Origin of the sequence: Halobacillus salinarum, from assembly GCF_022919095.1 — a bacterium.
Taxonomy (GTDB): Bacteria; Bacillota; Bacilli; order Bacillales; family Halobacillaceae; genus Halobacillus_B; species Halobacillus_B salinarum.
In genome coordinates, this window is sequence record NZ_CP095073.1 from 2,418,073 (window position 1) to 2,433,495 (window position 15,423).

Below are 15,423 nucleotides of genomic sequence, written 5' to 3' on the forward strand. Positions count from 1 at the left end.
AATGAAAGCCCATACACTTGAAATGAATGCTTTCGGCCCCTACAAATCAAAACAGAAGATCGACTTTTCATACTTGGGTGACGAACCTATCTTCTTGATCACTGGTCCTACAGGAGCTGGAAAGACTACGATTTTTGATGCGATGAGTTTTGCTCTTTATGGCAAAGCAAGCGGCAGCGATCGCGATCAGGATTCTTTGAGAAGCCATTTCGCTGATGCCGCTGATGTAACTGCTGTAGAATTCTGCTTCCAGTTAAGAGGGAAGGATTATAAAGTTGTCCGGATGCCAAAGCAGCTGAAGCCAAAAGAACGCGGCGATGGCTATAAAGAAGAACCGGCCCGGGCAGAACTTTACATGATACAGGCTGAAGGCGATAAACTACTCGCATCGAAAATAAAAGATGTGAACGATACAATTGAAGAACTCCTTGGGCTCGATTACGAACAATTTCGTAAAATGATTATGATTCCTCAAGGGGAATTCCGCAGACTCATTTCTGAAAACAGCAAAGAACGAGAGGAAATCCTGCAAAGAATTTTCAGGACTCATTTCTACGCTGAAATCACGGACTATTTAAAAAATCAGTCTAAAAAATTACAAAAAGAAATTGAGGAGTTCCAATGGAAGATGGAACAGGAAATTCATAAAATCCACTGGCAGAATGAACAGATGGAGGATGAAAATCCGCTTCCGGAGTTCGTCTTGGAAACATTGGAAAAAGAGCTGGCTGCCCAAGAGTCTAGTAAAGATGCAGCTAACAACCTGCTCAAGCAATTGCAGAAGCAAAATGAAGAGGCTCAAAATCAATACTACCAGGCTGAAAAGATGCTTGACTGGTTTAAAGAACTTGAACAATTGAAGCAAGAAAAACAACAGCTTGAAGAAGAGGATGCATCCATCAAACAATTGAAAGCCAGAGTAGAGAAAGCAGAAAAATCAGCTGAAGTAGCTCCATATGAACTCCAGTGGCAGGACCGATTAAAAGAATACGAAAAAGCAAAGCAGGAACAAGATAGACGAGAGAAGCATAGAGAGCAGAAAGAAGTAAAACATAAAGAAGTTCACGCCTATTATCTCAGGCAGGAAGAGAAGGAACAAGAGCGTTCCAGCTTGAAAGAAAAGTGTACACAAAAGACGGAGGAACGAAGAAAGCTAAAGGAATTCATTGAGCTGAAGAAAGATTATGAAACGGCAAAAAACAGAGAAGCACAACAAGAAAAGAAACTGGCAGCTTTTGATAAACAGTTAGGAGAACTTCAGACCAGGAAGACACGCTTACAAGAGAAGCGTGCTTCCTATTCAAATATGGGAGAAAAAAAGTTACAGAAAGAGTATGAATTAGAAAGATTGGAAAAAAGACTAAAAGATGTAAGGCGATTATCGAGTGAATGGAACAAACTTGTTGGACTTCGTCAAAAGTATCAAACTTTCTATAAAGAATTCCAAGAAGTAAACAAGCGTTTTGAAGCAGATAAATCAAATTATGAACAAGCACTGGACGATCTCAAGCAGCATCATGCCTATACGCTTGCCTTACAGACAAAAGAAGGTTCAGCTTGTCCGGTTTGTGGATCCACCCATCATCCCGCTTTAGCACAGCGGCCAAACTCAGTGGTTACAACGAATGAATTAGATCGATTAAAGCGTGAATTCAAACTGTCGGAAGAGCAGTATGAAAACTATCGCAAAAAGGCAGTAGACGTGAAAGCAGAAGGAGAATCCCAGCGACAATTAACAGATTCACTTTATAACGACTTATCTACTATTATTCCTGAATTAACCGAAAGCGCTATAAACTATGGAAAAGAAGCGACAGTGACAGCCATTAACACGGTGAAAAAAGAAGTCGACATTCTGACAGCCAAAGTTAAAGAACAAGAGGAAGCGGCCTCGCAATTAGAGGCTTGTGAAAAAAAGGGCGAAGAAATCCAACAATCGTTAAATGAGGCAAAAGAGCAGTATTATGCTCTGAAACAAACCTCAACAAAGCTACAGACGACAATGGACAATACACTTGATCAATTTGAGTTTGAAACGCTTGATATTGAAGAACTCGATAAGAGTATTGATTCCTTAAAAACCAGCTATGAATCTCAAATGCAGGAATACGAAAAAGCAAAAGAAGCGTACCAGCTTATAAGAGATGAAGTCTACCAGCTTCAGGCAGCAGAAAAAGAAGGAGAACTCTTCGTAGAAAAACTTTCTAAAGCTTCTATTCAACAACAGAAAAAATTTAAACAAATGCTGGAACAATATTGTTTCGCTTCAATGGAAGATTATAAGGCAGCCGTGCTTTCAACTGAAAGAATCACAGAATATCGAGATATAGTTACGAAGCATAGAGAGCGTAAGGCAGTTGTGGATCATTCGGTCCAACAGCTCGAAAAAAAGCTCGCTTCAGAGAAGCGGCCGGATCTTCAGGAAATGAAATTGGAATTAGAGGCAGTGAAACAAAAAGTTTACAAGCAGCAGGAACTACTCAACAATCTCGAAATGGAGTGGAAAACAAACCTAAGAATAAAAGAACTGCTTGGGGAGCTCCTCGAGGCTCAAGGAAGTTTATCTAGAAAGTATTATGATTTAGCAGAGCTTGCCCAGCTTGCGAAAGGGGAGAACCCTCTCAGGCTCTCTTTGGAAAGGTATGTACTTGCTGCATTTCTAGATGAGATTCTTATTCAGGCCAATCTCCGGTTTGACCAAATGTCAGACCACCGATATCAGCTTCTCAGAAGTCAGGAAATTGCCAAACGCGGGGCGCAAAGCGGTCTGGATTTGGAAGTGCTTGACCACCATACTGGCCAGAAGAGATCAGTACGTACTTTATCAGGAGGGGAAGGATTTAAAGCTTCTCTATCACTTGCTCTCGGTATGTCTGACGTTGTACAGGCTCACTCTGGAGGAGTACAGTTGGATACTTTGTTTATTGATGAAGGATTTGGGTCTCTAGATGAAATTTCTCTAGAGCAGGCGATTGATTGTTTAAGAGGGCTGCAGGAAGGTAACCGACTGCTTGGGATCATTTCTCACGTTCCGCAGCTTAAAGAAGAAATTCCAGCAAAATTGCAAATTCAGACAGGACCTCAAGGCTCTTCTGTCGAATTTGTTTTTCAATAAAGACTACCAGAAGGATGTGCTTTCTATGTCTACGCCTCTTTCGATGGAATGGGTGCTGATTACTGAAGGAAAAGAGAAAAGAGTCAATGAAAACGATAATTTATTTGAAATTTCCTTTGACGGCTATAAAATATTTCCGATGAATGAAACCTTGGAAATTAGAAGACATTTAAAATCTGATCAAATAGGTTCAGGAAATATTGAAGAATTGGTCTTGAAAAATAATACCACGATCTGCAAATATCGATTAATTTCACTATATTCTGTCAATTAATCAGTGATAATTGTGCTTTAATTGTCACAATTTGCGCTTGCCCGGGAAATAATTACTGCGCTATAGGAAATTATTATGATTGAGTAAAAGGAGTTTTTTTCATGAAGGTATTAGAGAATGATTGGGCTCCTCTACTTGAGGAAGAGTTTAGGAAGCCGTACTACTTGACATTAAGAGAAAGATTAAAACGAGAATACCAAAATGCTACAGTTTATCCTGACATGTATGAGATCTTCTCAGCTTTGAAGGAAACATCCTATAAAAATACGAAAGTAGTGATCCTGGGTCAGGATCCATACCATGGTCCTGAACAGGCTCATGGTTTCAGCTTTTCGGTTAAACCACATGTGGCCATTCCGCCATCTTTACAAAATATTTATAAAGAACTGCAAAGTGACGTAGGAGCAACACCGCCGGATCATGGCTATCTCGTTCCCTGGGCCGAACAAGGGGTGCTGCTTTTAAATAATGTTTTAACGGTCCGGGCCCATCAAGCTCACTCCCACCAAAAACTTGGCTGGGAGAAATTCACTGACAGAGTGATTGATTTATTGAATCAAAGAAGTAGTCCGGCTGTTTTTATTTTGTGGGGCAGGCACGCACAACAGAAAGCTTCAGCAGTGGACCCAGACAAGCATAAAATTATTTCCTCTCCGCACCCCAGTCCATTAGCGGCTCACCGGGGTTTTTTCGGCAGCCGTCCATTTTCGCGGGCAAATGAGTTTCTAAAATCTGCCGGCTGGAAACCAATAGACTGGTCACTGCCCAGCAAATCAGCTTTGTAAAGCGCCCACGCCTTCTCCGTCAACCGGGCATATGCTACATTAATTCGAAGTTACGGAGGGGTTTACTATGTTTCCATCAGGTCAATCGCCGTTCCCTCCAATGGGCGGGATGTATCCAGGTGTTCAGCAGGCTGCTGCGCCTAAGGGTATCATGAAGTTTCTTAGTCCCTTGTTAAATAGAGGTGGCGGGGCTAATGGTTTAGGAACGGCGGCGCGCGGATTTGGCGCAGGTGTTCCTGGATTTGGAGCCAATACGCTTGGGGCAGGTAATGCTTTAGGCAACGCCTTTGGCGCAGGCAATGCTCTTGGAGCAGGGACCGCAGCCAAGGCAGGAGGAGCAGGATGGCTCGGCCATATGCAGACTGCATTAAAAGCCGTACAAACCGCTGCACCGATGGTTCAGCAATATGGACCGATGTTAAAAAATATACCTGCTATGATTAATATGGTGAAGATTATGAATAGTCCGGATGATGAAGAAGAAGGAGAAGAATCATCCAAAGCAGAAGAATCCTTAAATACAAGCGAATCCAGTGAGTCAGCAGTTTCTGTTTCTGGGGCTCAACCGAGAAAACGTCGTCAAGGTACGTCACAGCCTAAGCTTTACATTTAGGCTGTGCATGTGGCTTGATTTTTTTTGTAGGATTAGCAAGAATAAGGGAAAGCTAATAAATACTTTACAGCTTGTGATGGAGGTTTTGCATATGAATAAATCGTCTCTACAAATCGCAACATTTGCAGGAGGGTGTTTCTGGTGCATGGTAGAGCCATTTGATGAAAGACCCGGCATTGAATCTGTTGTATCAGGCTATACCGGCGGACGTACGGAAAATCCTACTTACATGCAAGTCATTACAGAAAACACGGGACATAAAGAGGCAGTTCAAATCACTTATGATCCAGAGATCTTTCCATATGAACGACTGGTAGAGCTGTTCTGGAAGCAAATTGACCCCACCGATGCAGCCGGCCAATTTGCCGATCGCGGTGAATCCTACACAACAGCCATCTATTATCACAATGAAGAACAAAAGAGAATTGCTGAAGAAAGTAAACGCAGACTAGAGGAAAGCGGGGTTTTTAAAGATTCTATTGTCACTCCTATTCTCCCCGCTGAGGTGTTCTATCCAGCTGAAGAGAAGCATCAGGATTATTATAAGAAGCATAAGTTCCATTACAACCGTTACAAAAAAGGTTCCGGGCGTGCGGATTTTATAAAAGAACACTGGGGTTTTAAAAAGAATCGTGAAAACTTAAAACAAAAACTAAGTGATCTACAGTATAAAGTAACTCAGGAAAATGCAACAGAACGGCCCTTTCAAAATGAATACTTCGACCATGAAGAAGAAGGGATTTATGTAGATGTCGTTTCCAATGAGCCTTTATTTAGTTCCAAAGAAAAATATGATGCCGGGTGCGGTTGGCCAAGCTTTACAAAGCCTATTGCCAATCAGCAGATAGATGCGAAAACCGACACCAGTCACGGGATGGTCCGGACTGAAGTCAGAAGCAGCGAGGCAGATTCGCATCTCGGTCATGTATTTGAGGATGGTCCTGAAGATAAAGGCGGACTTCGTTACTGTATCAATTCTGCAGCTCTTCGCTTTATACCAAAAGAGCAAATGGAAGAAGAGGGTTACGGTTACTTATTGCATTTATTTAAGGAGTAAAGCAGGTATGTAAGTACCTGCTTTTTAGTGGAGTTTCACTTTTCTGTTTCAGAGGAATGACAGAACAAAGGAGTGGTAAGTCATGTCTGGAATTTTGGAGTACGCCTGGGTATTTGTTGTGCTTGTGGGCCTTGAGGGCATCCTTGCTGCGGACAATGCGCTTGTGATGGCCATGATGGTAAAACATCTTCCTGAGCGACTACAAAAAAAAGCTTTGCTTTATGGTCTGGGCGGAGCATTTATTTTTCGATTTGCTTCTTTGTTTGTCATTTCCTTTATTGTTAATATATGGCAGGTGCAGGCTCTTGGGGCAGCGTATCTCTTATATATAGCGGTGAAAAACCTTTGGGACAGAAGCAGGAATGATCAAAATAAGCAGAATGAATCAGAATCAAATGGTTCCGGTTTCTGGCCAACGGTCTTAAAAGTAGAACTTTCGGATATTGCATTTGCCATCGACTCTATTTTAGCTGCGGTCGCACTTGCAGCTACTCTTTCCAATACCGGTCTCCCTGCCATTGGGGGAATGGATGGTGGTAAATTTCTTGTCGTTTTATTGGCAGGCATGACAGGAGTCGTGTTCATCAGATTTGCGGCTCATAAATTTATCAAGCTTCTAGAACAAAGGCCTGGATTAGAAGCCGCTGCCTATATTATCATTGCCTGGGTTTCTATTAAACTTATCGTCCAGGTGCTGGCTCATCCTAATGTTCACTTAATTTCTAAACATTTCCCGGAATCCATTATATGGAAAATGATATTTTGGTCGGTACTTGTTCTCATTGCCGCTGCCGGCTGGTTTATGGCTGAAAAAAAAGAGACTGCGTCTTAAATTCCTTTCAAAGAAACAAAATTAAAGACAATCGTTCATTTTCACTGGTACACTGACATTATCCTAAAGAAGTGAGATGAAACTTATGATTGGAAGATCCATTGGGACATACACTCTTGCCATTACCGGGGGTGTACTGTTTTGGGCATTACGCTTACCACTTGCTTGGATTCTAGGGCCGGTGGCATTGCTGATGGTCTATAAGCTGCTGGTGAAGAAAGAAACCTATTCTTCTTCCTTCATAAGAAATACAGGCTTTAACTTAATGGGAATTCAGATTGGACTGACATTTAGCTCCCACACTTTTTCAAGTGTGCTTCCTTACCTCTTACCTTACACATTTTTATCTCTTATGATCATAGCCATTAGTCTTTGCCTGGCAGTAGTGATTTCTAAAAGAACATCAGTAGACCTTACGACTAGCATGATTGGAAGTGCTCCAGGAGGACTTTCTGCTATGATTGCTGTCAGTGATTCTTTACGTGGTAATACAATTCTCGTCACCATTTTCCAGACCATCCGTTTAATTTCGGTACTGTTTATCGTACCTTTTATAGCTGTTCATTTTCTTTATCAGGACCATGCTTCCTCTGCAGGAGGGGCTTTAGCTGCTGACAGAGATGGACCTTTTTGGACAGTCTTGTTCTATTTCGTCGCATTTATTACAGGGTATCTATTAAAAAACAAGATCCCTGCGTCTTTCATTATTATTCCAATGCTTTCTTTCGGTCTGCTGCAATCTTTAGGGTTTTCCGTATATGAACTTCCTAATATATGGTTTATTGCTGCCCAACTAGTGATTGGTGCTCACTTAGGCCATACGATTGAATTAAGAGATGTCATTAAAGCGGGAAGGTATTGTGCTTATTATTTCGTCCTCGCCTTGTTGTTAATTACTTGTTCACTCGTACTTGGCTGTCTCCTCAGTCTTTGGACCGACATGAACTTGACAACAGCCATCCTAAGCCTTGCCCCTGGCGGATTGATTGAAATGGCGGTTACAGCTGGAGGTGCCGGCGGAGACCCTGCTATTGTGAGCTCGTTACAAATTATTCGTCTTTTGACAATCGTGCTGCTGCTTCCCTTTTTATTTAAAAAATTTATCCCGAAACTCATTTGAATTTTGTCTGTATACAATTGGCAAGATTCTTCAAGGATACAATAATCATATTATGTAAACAAATGGAGGGTGTAAGATGAGAATGAGGCATATTTTTAGAGAAGGTTCACAAAAAAATAACAGCCCTGTGCTTTTGCTGCTTCATGGAACCGGCGGGACTGAACGTGATCTGCTGCCAGTTGCTGAAATCATTGATTCATCTGCTGCAGTACTTTCCGTACGTGGAAATATCCTAGAGAATGGAATGCCGAGATTTTTCAAACGAATCCGCGAAGGTGTATTTGATGAAGTGGATCTCGTTAAGCAGACGGGAGAATTACAGGATTTTTTAGACGAAGCTGCGCAGGAATATCAATTTGACCGTAGTAATGTTACTGCGGTTGGTTATTCTAATGGTGCTAATATAGCTGGAAGCTTGCTGTTTCGTTATGAGAATAGTTTGAATAAGGCCGTTCTATTTCATCCAATGGTGCCGCAAAGAGGCGTAAATGCTGTTCGTCAGAATGGAAGACAGGTCTTTATTGGGGCGGGAAAAAATGACCCTATTTGTCCTCCCCGGGAAACCGAGGATTTACATCAGCTTCTCCAAAAAGCCGGGGCTGAAGTCACAGTTTACTGGGAAGATCATGGACATCAACTTACTGAATCTGAAATTTATGCTGCTCGAAACTGGTATCAGTCTGAGAGTTGAGCCTGATCAGTTCAGTGTGTATGATGGAAGTCAGACAATTGAAGGAGGTACATATCTATGATTCATAAAACATGGGAATCTTCCGAAACCTTAAAGCGAGTTGAATGTATCCACAATGATGCAAAGAAGTTCGTCGTCAATAACGTATTAACACCTGGACATGTCTATGAGGTGAAAAACGAAAGTGAAGAATTTTACTTTGTGATTGACAATTCAGGCAGAATCGGCGGATTTTATAAGAACTACTTCAAAGAAGTGTAATCATAGTCAAACTGAACATGAAAATCATGGTAAGTTTCAGGCTGTCGAGAAGTCTCGGCGGCCTGATTTTTGGTTTCAATCAAGAAAAGTACGACAAAATGATGGAAATCGTAACAATGGAAGAACTTGTGCCAGAAAACCAAAGAAGTGAAAGGGAGTGAGACAGATCCGAAGAGTGATTATTTACAGCGGGAAAATAAGCCGGAAGGATTCTTCTATCTCGATCATCGTCACTACAAGTCAGACTCATCTCAATGTGTGGCTTGTCCATTCCTCCTAACCAGTACCAAGAATAAGAACGATCAACAAACGCTAAGCGCCATGTGTGGGAGGATGCCAAAGAGCAGGTTCGCTTGAACTGGCTTAATGAGGGAAAATGGATTTATAGAATGAGAAAAGAGAAAGTGGAGCGTAGCTTCGCAGATTCAAAAGAACGGCATGGGGAGCGTTATTGCCGTTTGAGTGGAAAAGAAAAAGCTGAGGACAGCTGCCTGTCAGCACATGAAAAAGATTGCCCTCTATCTAGCACAGGTGAGCTAGGTGAAGGAGAGTCTTTTTTGTCTTTAAAGAATACCAAGGAGCGGGGTCCCTTCCACTCCTTCGGAAGAACAAGCTCGGGCGCTCGTCCGCGGAAAGGAATGGGCAATCGCTCCTGGCGGTAAGAAAAAATATTGTAAAAAAACACGGGTTTCTCTACAAGACTGTACATGAAAATCATGTTCAGTTTTTTTATGTTATGAAGCATGAAAATCGGGTAGATAGGCATATAGATATACGTTTGGAAGGAGTATGCTTATGATTATTGATCATGTAAGAATTTATGACCCCACTCATTATCCTAAAGACGAGAAAATGTACGCAGTTGAAGTCAACGGAGATAAGATTACAAATATTAAAACATCTCCTTATCAAGGCGATGCCGAATTGTATGATGGAGGTGGAAAAGTCTTATCCCCAGCGTTTAACGATAGCCACATGCACTTGCTGCGGTTTGGTTTATTAAAAAAAGAGCTGGATCTGACTGAGGCTGAAAGCTGGAAGGACATGAAAAAGATGGTGGAAAACCATTATCAAGAAATTCAAGAAGGAGATTGGATCTTTGGAAAAGGCTTTAATGATGATAATTTTGACGATATCGACCATCTTCTTACAGCAGATGACTTAAGTGATATTCATGTCAATGCTCATATCTATTTCATGCATGAAGATGGCCATGAGTGTGTAATCAGCCGGCAAGCGCTGGAATTACTTAAAGAAGAACAAGCGTTTGAGCAAATCCCGGAAGAATTTAAGGAGCTCGATTCTAAAGGCAATTGGAATGGACGATTTAAAGATACAGCAGTGCACTATATTAAGCGTCATTTTTGGGGGCGATCTGTGGAAGATGCCAAACGTGCACTAAAAGCGGCAGGGCCATACTTGAAAGAGCAGGGAATTACTTCTGTTCATACAGATGATATTAATTTTATGGGCACTTACGATAAATTATGGAAAGCGTATACTGAGCTTGAAGAAGAAGGAGAGCTCGACCTTGATGTTTCTCTACACCATTATGTATTTAATAAAAATGATGTGCTGAGATATGTGGACAACAGTGAGCGAAGAACTGGAGAAGGGACTGACCAAGTAAAAGTAGGAGCGTTTAAAATATTTCTTGATGGGACGCAGCGGCTTCATACTTCAGCTATGAGAAATCCTTATCCTGATGCCCCCTCCACACAAGGTACGCTCGTTTATAGTCAAGAGGAGCTGAATGAAATGGTGGCTCATGCCTCAAAAGGAGGCATGCAGGTCGCCATGCATGCCATCGGTGACCGCGCAGTGGAGCAGGCGATCTCCGCATTCGAGCAAAAGGAAGCTCGAACTAAAGAGCTGCGGCACCGGATTATCCACGCACAGACTCTTGGACCAGATTTGATTGACAGACTTAGAAGATTAAAACCTTATATTGAAACACAACCCTCTTTTTTATTAGGGGAGTGGGATAAAAAAGACAAATGGACTAAAGAGGAATTGCTCCCGTACTGTGATCCATTTAACAGTCTAGTTCTTGACCATATCCCTATGACATTAAGTTCTGATCTGCCAATTGGAAGCATTAATCCGCTGATTTCAATTTATACAGCTGTGAATCGAATGGACTTAAACCGCAGGCCCCAAGGAGGATGGATGCCTCAGGAAAAAATTAAAGTTAAAGATGCTTTTTATGGATTTACGGCCATTCCAGCTGAGCTTGAATTCCGTGAGAACCAAAAAGGGAGCATTGAGGAGGGCTGTCAGGCAGATTTTGTACTTCTGAGTGAGCATCCTGAGGAAGCTGCTGAAGAGTCTATTAAGGATATTAAAGTGGAAGAAACCTGGTTTAGAGGGGAACAAATTTATAAAAAGTAAAGGATTGACTGAAGCTATCCTTGTTATTCTTCGTTTCATCAGGGATAATAGGAGTAAGTTGGTGAAAAGAGGAGGACGGTCACAAGGATGGACAAGTTAATACTCGTACGTCATAGTGATACAGAAGGCCAGCATGAGGATTCCCCCTTAACCAAGCTGGGTGTTCAACAAGCGCAGGTGCTGGCTTCATTTTTAGATCAAGCAGGATATAAAGTAGACCGTATTATTTCCAGTCCTTTTTTAAGGGCAATAGAAACGATTCGTCCCTTTGCAGAAAAACATAATCTTTCTATTGAGACAGATGAGCGTCTTGAAGAAAGAATATTAAGTCATGAGCCTCTTGATGATTGGGAGGAAGTGCTTAGAGATACGTTTAAAGATCCTGATCTAAAGTTATCTGGAGGAGAGTCCTCTGCGGAAGCTAAAGAACGGGGACTTGAATTAATCCATGAGTTAGAAGCTCATGCAGAAGGCAATGTACTGCTGGTCACTCATGGAAATCTGCTGGCGTTATTATTGCAGCGATACAATCGTGAAATTGATTTTTATGACTGGAAACGTCTGACCCGCCCTGACGTTTTTGTCATTCAGAAACAAGGCGGGGAATATGTAGTAGAACGAGTATGGGAAGATTAATGGAACAACGTATCCATTAGTCTTCTTTTTATGGGCCCGGCCTGATGTTAGTAAACCGCTTCCATTAAAAAAAGTGTCGAAATTTTAGAAGGAATTGCGATTTTAGTCTATAATAGGTATCATATGAAGTGGTGTTTATCTTATCCAGATAAGGTGAATAACAAATAATAAGCACACTTAATTCTACTAAAAGGAGGAGTTTATTCATGGCTTTTGTAATTACATCCCCTTGTAAAGATGAAAAAGCAGCGGAATGCGTGGATGTGTGCCCAGTTGATTGTATTGAAGAAGGTAAAGATATGTTCTATATCGATCCGGCCATCTGCATCGACTGTGGGGCTTGTGAAGCGGTATGTCCTGTTGAGGCCATTTATATAGAGGACGAAGTTCCTGAAGAAGAAAACCAATACATTGAATTGAACCGCAAGTTTTTTGAAGAACAATAAATTTCACCTTAGAGCCGTCTCATATGAGACGGCTCTTTTGGCGCATTCCCAGCTTAAAACCAGAGTCAACCGGGTAAATTCATAACAGACCCATAGAATAGGAGGAATTTACGATGACTACTCTGAGTAATAAAACAGCTATCGTTACTGGAGCAAGCAGCGGTATCGGAAAAGCCATAGCCAAAAACCTTGCAGATGAAGGGGCTAATGTTGTTTTGGCAGCGCGCCGTTCTGAAAAATTAAAAGAACTAGCGGAGGAAGTACACAGTGAGTACGGTGTTCAAACCAACGTGATTGAAACAGATGTTACAAAAAGGGAGGAAATGGAAAATCTCGTCCAGCAAACAGTGGAACAATTTGGCAGCATAGATATATTTGTCAATAACGCTGGGGTTATGCTTCTGTCTTTTCTAAAAAACGATCACGTGGATGAGTGGGAACAAATGGTAGATGTGAATATCAAAGGGGTATTATTTGGTATACACGCAGCACTTCCTGAAATGCTGAAGCAGGAAACCGGCCATATTATTAACGTATCTTCTGTAGCAGGACATGAAGTTTTCCCCTCAAGCACGGTATACAGTGCTACTAAATATGCTGTTCGAGCACTTTCAATGGGTATGGAAAAAGAGCTCTCCAATTCAGGAGTCCGTGTAACTAATGTGTCTCCTGGAGCAGTAGATACAGAACTTACAGATCACATTACGGATGGAGAAGTACTCGATATGTTTAAAGATAGAAAAATGGAGCCGCTCGAAGCTGAGGACATCGCTCGTTCTGTAACCTATGCGGTCACTCAGCCTTCTTATGTCAATGTTAATGAAGTTATTGTCCGTCCGATGCATAAACGATAAGATAATAAGAAAACCGCAGGAAGTCTCCTGCGGTTTTCTCTTAATGAACAATTTTAAAGCTTTTATGGCCTTTGGAAGCGTCTAGCTGTTCCGTGTTTACAGCTTCCACTTTTGCAAAAGGAGTCGGTCCTTTCTTTATTTCTGAGATAAATTCTTCGAGATTCTGTGATTCTCCCTCTGCTTCTATTTCGACAGATCCATCTGCGGTATTTTTCACCCAGCCTTTAATTTGATACTGGTCAGCAATATTTTTTGTAGTGGCTCGAAACCCGACTCCTTGGACCTGGCCGTGTACAATGATTTGAATTATTGCCATTCTAGTAGCACCTCCAAGTAAGTATAGTTATTTATTACCTGTTTTTGTCTATGAAAAACCTCAGTAAAGGAGTTTTTTTATGAAAGCGATTGATATAACGTCGATTCGAGGATTTAAATTAGGACATGCCCAGCATGAAGAAGGGGGAACAGGTTGTACGGTTATCATTAGTGAACAAGGGGCCAAAGGCGGAGTCAGTGTTCGTGGAGGTTCCCCCGGAACGAGAGAGACGGATTTGTTAAAATCCGAAAATCTAGTCGAGGACATCCACGCGGTTTTTTTAGCAGGGGGAAGTGCATACGGGTTAGATGTAGCTGGAGGCGTCATGGAGTCCCTTGAAGGAAGGGAGATCGGGTTCGACGTTTCTGTGGGCCGGGTGCCTATTGTACCCGGAGCCATTTTATTTGATTTAACGGTCGGCAGTCCAAATATTCGTCCGAACCAGCTGATGGGATACAATGCTTCTGAACAAGCTTTTAAAAAGTCCCCATTTTCTGAAGGGAATGTTGGGGCAGGCACAGGGGCATCGGTTGGTAAAGCTTTTGGCAATGAGTATGCCATGAAAGGTGGCATAGGATGGTCAGCCGTTCAGTCGGGAAATATTCAAGTGGGAGCGGTCGTTGCAGTGAATTGTTTTGGTGATGTCATCGATCCTAACACACGACGGGTACTGGCAGGGGCTTACGAGCGTGCAGAAAATAAATTTCTTCATTCAGATCAAGGCCTGCTGGATCAACTCGAAGCAAACACTACAAATAGATTCAGTGAAAATACTTCGATCGGGGCGGTTCTCACTAATGCCCAATTAACGAAACCGCAAGCCAATAAAATAGCCTCGATTGCTCACGATGGTTTCGCAAGAACTATGAAACCTTCTCACACATTTGTAGATGGGGACACTTTGTTTACTTTATCGAGTGGTAGGGAGCCAGCTGATCTTAATGGATTAAGCATGTTGGCTCAGATAGTCGTTGAAAGGGCTGTTTTAAGCGCTGTCAAATCAGCAGCATCCGTGTATGGACTTCCAGCATATCCTGATGTGTATAAGGAGAAGTCGGAATGAAATTGTTTGTCTATGGAGATCTTGAAATTGATGGAATTATCAAATCACAGCATTTGTTGGCAGAGCAAGCATGGGTGCAAGGGTTATTACTTAAAGAAATAGATGGAAATCCTATAGCCGTCGAAGATTCCTGTTCTCTCACCTATGGAAGTCTTTATGAATTCCCTGCTGAAGACGTGGAAAAATTAATATTAAAAATGTGTGATTCAGAAAACCAACATTTTCCTCCGGTGAAACAGATCGTAGAAGTTCTTACAGATAACGGGTCATTCGAAGCGGTAACTTTTATAAGTCACTCCTGCTCAGGTCTGGCTTCTTTTTCAACTATCCCATTTGGTAATTGGCCGGTACAGCAGCTTTTGCAAAACTCCACCTGTTATTATTTTGCATATGGATCGTGTATGGATAACGAGAGGTTTTATAAACACAAGGTGTCTCATTTATTTACTTCAGTATTAGGAAGAGGGATTTTAGATGAGTACCGGCTCGCATTTTCCCACCACCAGGAAGACGGGGGGAGAGCAGATATCATTGAATCATCTGGTGGGAAGGTTGAAGGAGTCATCTATGAAATAGAAAAAGAAGCCGTTAACTATTTGTTTAAACGTGAAGGAGTTTACGCAGGGGGATACCGTCCTACAGCCATCGAAGTAGAATTACATAATGGCAGGCGGGTAACGGCCCTTTCCTTCACCGTTATTGATAAAAAGCAGGAGCTTGTCCCACCGCTTCACTATGCGATAGAAATCCATCGAGGTGGCAGTCAATACCTGGGGAAGGACTATGTAAAGTCATTGGAATCACGATTTATACATTCTTTTACCATTGATGGGTTCAACTCTTATTTGGAGCAGGTAAGAAAAAAAGACTAGCAAACATCCCTAGACAATCTATTCCTTTATTCTGCTTGAGTCTTCGGGGGCTTTTTGAGTAAAATAGAAAGGAATGCAGGATTTCATTGAAAAAGGA

The 15,423-nt window shown here is 41.8% G+C and carries 17 protein-coding genes and 1 pseudogene; 17 read left to right on the forward strand and 1 reads right to left on the reverse strand.

Annotated features, from left to right (window positions below; all coding sequences use genetic code 11):
- The first annotated feature begins 1 nt into the window (after nt 1).
- The 15 genes and pseudogenes from MUN89_RS12465 (at nt 2) to MUN89_RS12535 (ending at nt 13,075) form a co-directional block, all read left to right on the forward strand.
- Nucleotides 2-3,115, forward strand: a complete 3,114-nt coding sequence (locus tag MUN89_RS12465; RefSeq protein ID WP_244708141.1) for an AAA family ATPase — start codon at nt 2-4, stop codon at nt 3,113-3,115.
- Between the two features lie 25 nt (nt 3,116-3,140).
- Complete coding sequence (locus MUN89_RS12470; protein WP_244708142.1) at nt 3,141-3,389, forward strand: DUF2584 family protein; 249 nt, start codon at nt 3,141-3,143, stop codon at nt 3,387-3,389.
- 101 nt (nt 3,390-3,490) lie between these two features.
- Nucleotides 3,491-4,174, forward strand: coding sequence for a uracil-DNA glycosylase (locus tag MUN89_RS12475; protein ID WP_244708143.1), 684 nt, complete (start codon nt 3,491-3,493; stop codon nt 4,172-4,174).
- A gap of 67 nt (nt 4,175-4,241) precedes the next feature.
- Nucleotides 4,242-4,787, forward strand: coding sequence for a VrrA/YqfQ family protein (locus tag MUN89_RS12480; protein WP_244708144.1), 546 nt, complete (start codon nt 4,242-4,244; stop codon nt 4,785-4,787).
- Nucleotides 4,788-4,878: 91 nt separating this feature from the next.
- Nucleotides 4,879-5,844, forward strand: coding sequence for a peptide-methionine (R)-S-oxide reductase MsrB (gene msrB, locus MUN89_RS12485; protein WP_244708145.1), 966 nt, complete (start codon nt 4,879-4,881; stop codon nt 5,842-5,844).
- An 82-nt stretch (nt 5,845-5,926) separates the two neighbouring features.
- On the forward strand, nt 5,927-6,676 hold the full coding sequence (locus tag MUN89_RS12490; RefSeq protein ID WP_244708146.1) for a TerC family protein: 750 nt from the start codon (nt 5,927-5,929) through the stop codon (nt 6,674-6,676).
- Nucleotides 6,677-6,752: 76 nt separating this feature from the next.
- A complete protein-coding gene (locus tag MUN89_RS12495) occupies nt 6,753-7,796 on the forward strand; it encodes an AbrB family transcriptional regulator (RefSeq protein ID WP_244708147.1) in 1,044 nt (347 codons plus the stop codon).
- Between the two features lie 82 nt (nt 7,797-7,878).
- Nucleotides 7,879-8,487 carry an alpha/beta hydrolase gene (locus MUN89_RS12500; RefSeq protein WP_244713762.1) on the forward strand — a complete coding sequence of 203 codons (609 nt, stop codon included), beginning with the start codon at nt 7,879-7,881 and terminating at the stop codon, nt 8,485-8,487.
- 57 nt (nt 8,488-8,544) lie between these two features.
- Nucleotides 8,545-8,748 (forward strand): DUF6501 family protein, encoded by a 204-nt coding sequence (locus MUN89_RS12505; protein WP_244708148.1) that lies wholly within the window; start codon nt 8,545-8,547, stop codon nt 8,746-8,748.
- A 17-nt stretch (nt 8,749-8,765) separates the two neighbouring features.
- Nucleotides 8,766-8,909, forward strand: coding sequence for a hypothetical protein (locus MUN89_RS12510; protein WP_244708149.1), 144 nt, complete (start codon nt 8,766-8,768; stop codon nt 8,907-8,909).
- A 64-nt stretch (nt 8,910-8,973) separates the two neighbouring features.
- Nucleotides 8,974-9,288, forward strand: a pseudogene (locus tag MUN89_RS12515) (transposase); the annotation flags it as partial.
- Nucleotides 9,289-9,543: 255 nt separating this feature from the next.
- Nucleotides 9,544-11,139, forward strand: a complete 1,596-nt coding sequence (locus tag MUN89_RS12520) for an amidohydrolase (protein WP_244708150.1) — start codon at nt 9,544-9,546, stop codon at nt 11,137-11,139.
- An 87-nt stretch (nt 11,140-11,226) separates the two neighbouring features.
- Entirely contained in the window at nt 11,227-11,775 is a 549-nt protein-coding gene (locus MUN89_RS12525) for a histidine phosphatase family protein (RefSeq protein WP_244708151.1), read from the forward strand.
- 206 nt (nt 11,776-11,981) lie between these two features.
- On the forward strand, nt 11,982-12,221 hold the full coding sequence (locus MUN89_RS12530; RefSeq protein WP_244708152.1) for a ferredoxin family protein: 240 nt from the start codon (nt 11,982-11,984) through the stop codon (nt 12,219-12,221).
- Nucleotides 12,222-12,334: 113 nt separating this feature from the next.
- Nucleotides 12,335-13,075 carry an SDR family oxidoreductase gene (locus tag MUN89_RS12535; protein WP_244708153.1) on the forward strand — a complete coding sequence of 247 codons (741 nt, stop codon included), beginning with the start codon at nt 12,335-12,337 and terminating at the stop codon, nt 13,073-13,075.
- A gap of 40 nt (nt 13,076-13,115) precedes the next feature.
- Here the strand turns inward: MUN89_RS12535 and MUN89_RS12540 are convergent, their stop codons facing one another.
- Nucleotides 13,116-13,391, reverse strand: a complete 276-nt coding sequence (locus MUN89_RS12540; RefSeq protein WP_244708154.1) for an acylphosphatase — start codon at nt 13,389-13,391, stop codon at nt 13,116-13,118.
- Between the two features lie 79 nt (nt 13,392-13,470).
- On the opposite strand from MUN89_RS12540, the gene MUN89_RS12545 reads away from it, so the two are divergent.
- Both MUN89_RS12545 and MUN89_RS12550 read left to right on the forward strand, forming a co-directional pair.
- On the forward strand, nt 13,471-14,454 hold the full coding sequence (locus MUN89_RS12545; protein WP_244708155.1) for a P1 family peptidase: 984 nt from the start codon (nt 13,471-13,473) through the stop codon (nt 14,452-14,454).
- The gene (locus MUN89_RS12550; protein WP_244708156.1) at nt 14,451-15,326 is read left to right on the forward strand and encodes a gamma-glutamylcyclotransferase; all 876 of its coding nucleotides are present in this window, start codon (nt 14,451-14,453) and stop codon (nt 15,324-15,326) included. Before MUN89_RS12545 ends, MUN89_RS12550 begins: the two co-directional genes overlap by 4 nt.
- The last annotated feature ends 97 nt before the right edge of the window (nt 15,327-15,423 follow it).

Coding starts and splice junctions, on each gene's coding strand:
- MUN89_RS12470 (WP_244708142.1), top strand. CDS start 3,141: ATGTCTACGCCTCTTTCGATGGAATGGGTGCTGATTACTGAAGGAAAA.
- MUN89_RS12525 (WP_244708151.1), top strand. CDS start 11,227: ATGGACAAGTTAATACTCGTACGTCATAGTGATACAGAAGGCCAGCAT.
- MUN89_RS12495 (WP_244708147.1), top strand. CDS start 6,753: ATGAAACTTATGATTGGAAGATCCATTGGGACATACACTCTTGCCATT.
- msrB (WP_244708145.1), top strand. CDS start 4,879: ATGAATAAATCGTCTCTACAAATCGCAACATTTGCAGGAGGGTGTTTC.
- MUN89_RS12540 (WP_244708154.1), bottom strand. CDS start 13,391: ATGGCAATAATTCAAATCATTGTACACGGCCAGGTCCAAGGAGTCGGG.
- MUN89_RS12550 (WP_244708156.1), top strand. CDS start 14,451: ATGAAATTGTTTGTCTATGGAGATCTTGAAATTGATGGAATTATCAAA.
- MUN89_RS12520 (WP_244708150.1), top strand. CDS start 9,544: ATGATTATTGATCATGTAAGAATTTATGACCCCACTCATTATCCTAAA.
- MUN89_RS12490 (WP_244708146.1), top strand. CDS start 5,927: ATGTCTGGAATTTTGGAGTACGCCTGGGTATTTGTTGTGCTTGTGGGC.
- MUN89_RS12530 (WP_244708152.1), top strand. CDS start 11,982: ATGGCTTTTGTAATTACATCCCCTTGTAAAGATGAAAAAGCAGCGGAA.
- MUN89_RS12545 (WP_244708155.1), top strand. CDS start 13,471: ATGAAAGCGATTGATATAACGTCGATTCGAGGATTTAAATTAGGACAT.
- MUN89_RS12535 (WP_244708153.1), top strand. CDS start 12,335: ATGACTACTCTGAGTAATAAAACAGCTATCGTTACTGGAGCAAGCAGC.
- MUN89_RS12500 (WP_244713762.1), top strand. CDS start 7,879: ATGAGGCATATTTTTAGAGAAGGTTCACAAAAAAATAACAGCCCTGTG.
- MUN89_RS12510 (WP_244708149.1), top strand. CDS start 8,766: ATGAAAATCATGGTAAGTTTCAGGCTGTCGAGAAGTCTCGGCGGCCTG.
- MUN89_RS12505 (WP_244708148.1), top strand. CDS start 8,545: ATGATTCATAAAACATGGGAATCTTCCGAAACCTTAAAGCGAGTTGAA.
- MUN89_RS12480 (WP_244708144.1), top strand. CDS start 4,242: ATGTTTCCATCAGGTCAATCGCCGTTCCCTCCAATGGGCGGGATGTAT.
- MUN89_RS12475 (WP_244708143.1), top strand. CDS start 3,491: ATGAAGGTATTAGAGAATGATTGGGCTCCTCTACTTGAGGAAGAGTTT.
- MUN89_RS12465 (WP_244708141.1), top strand. CDS start 2: ATGAAAGCCCATACACTTGAAATGAATGCTTTCGGCCCCTACAAATCA.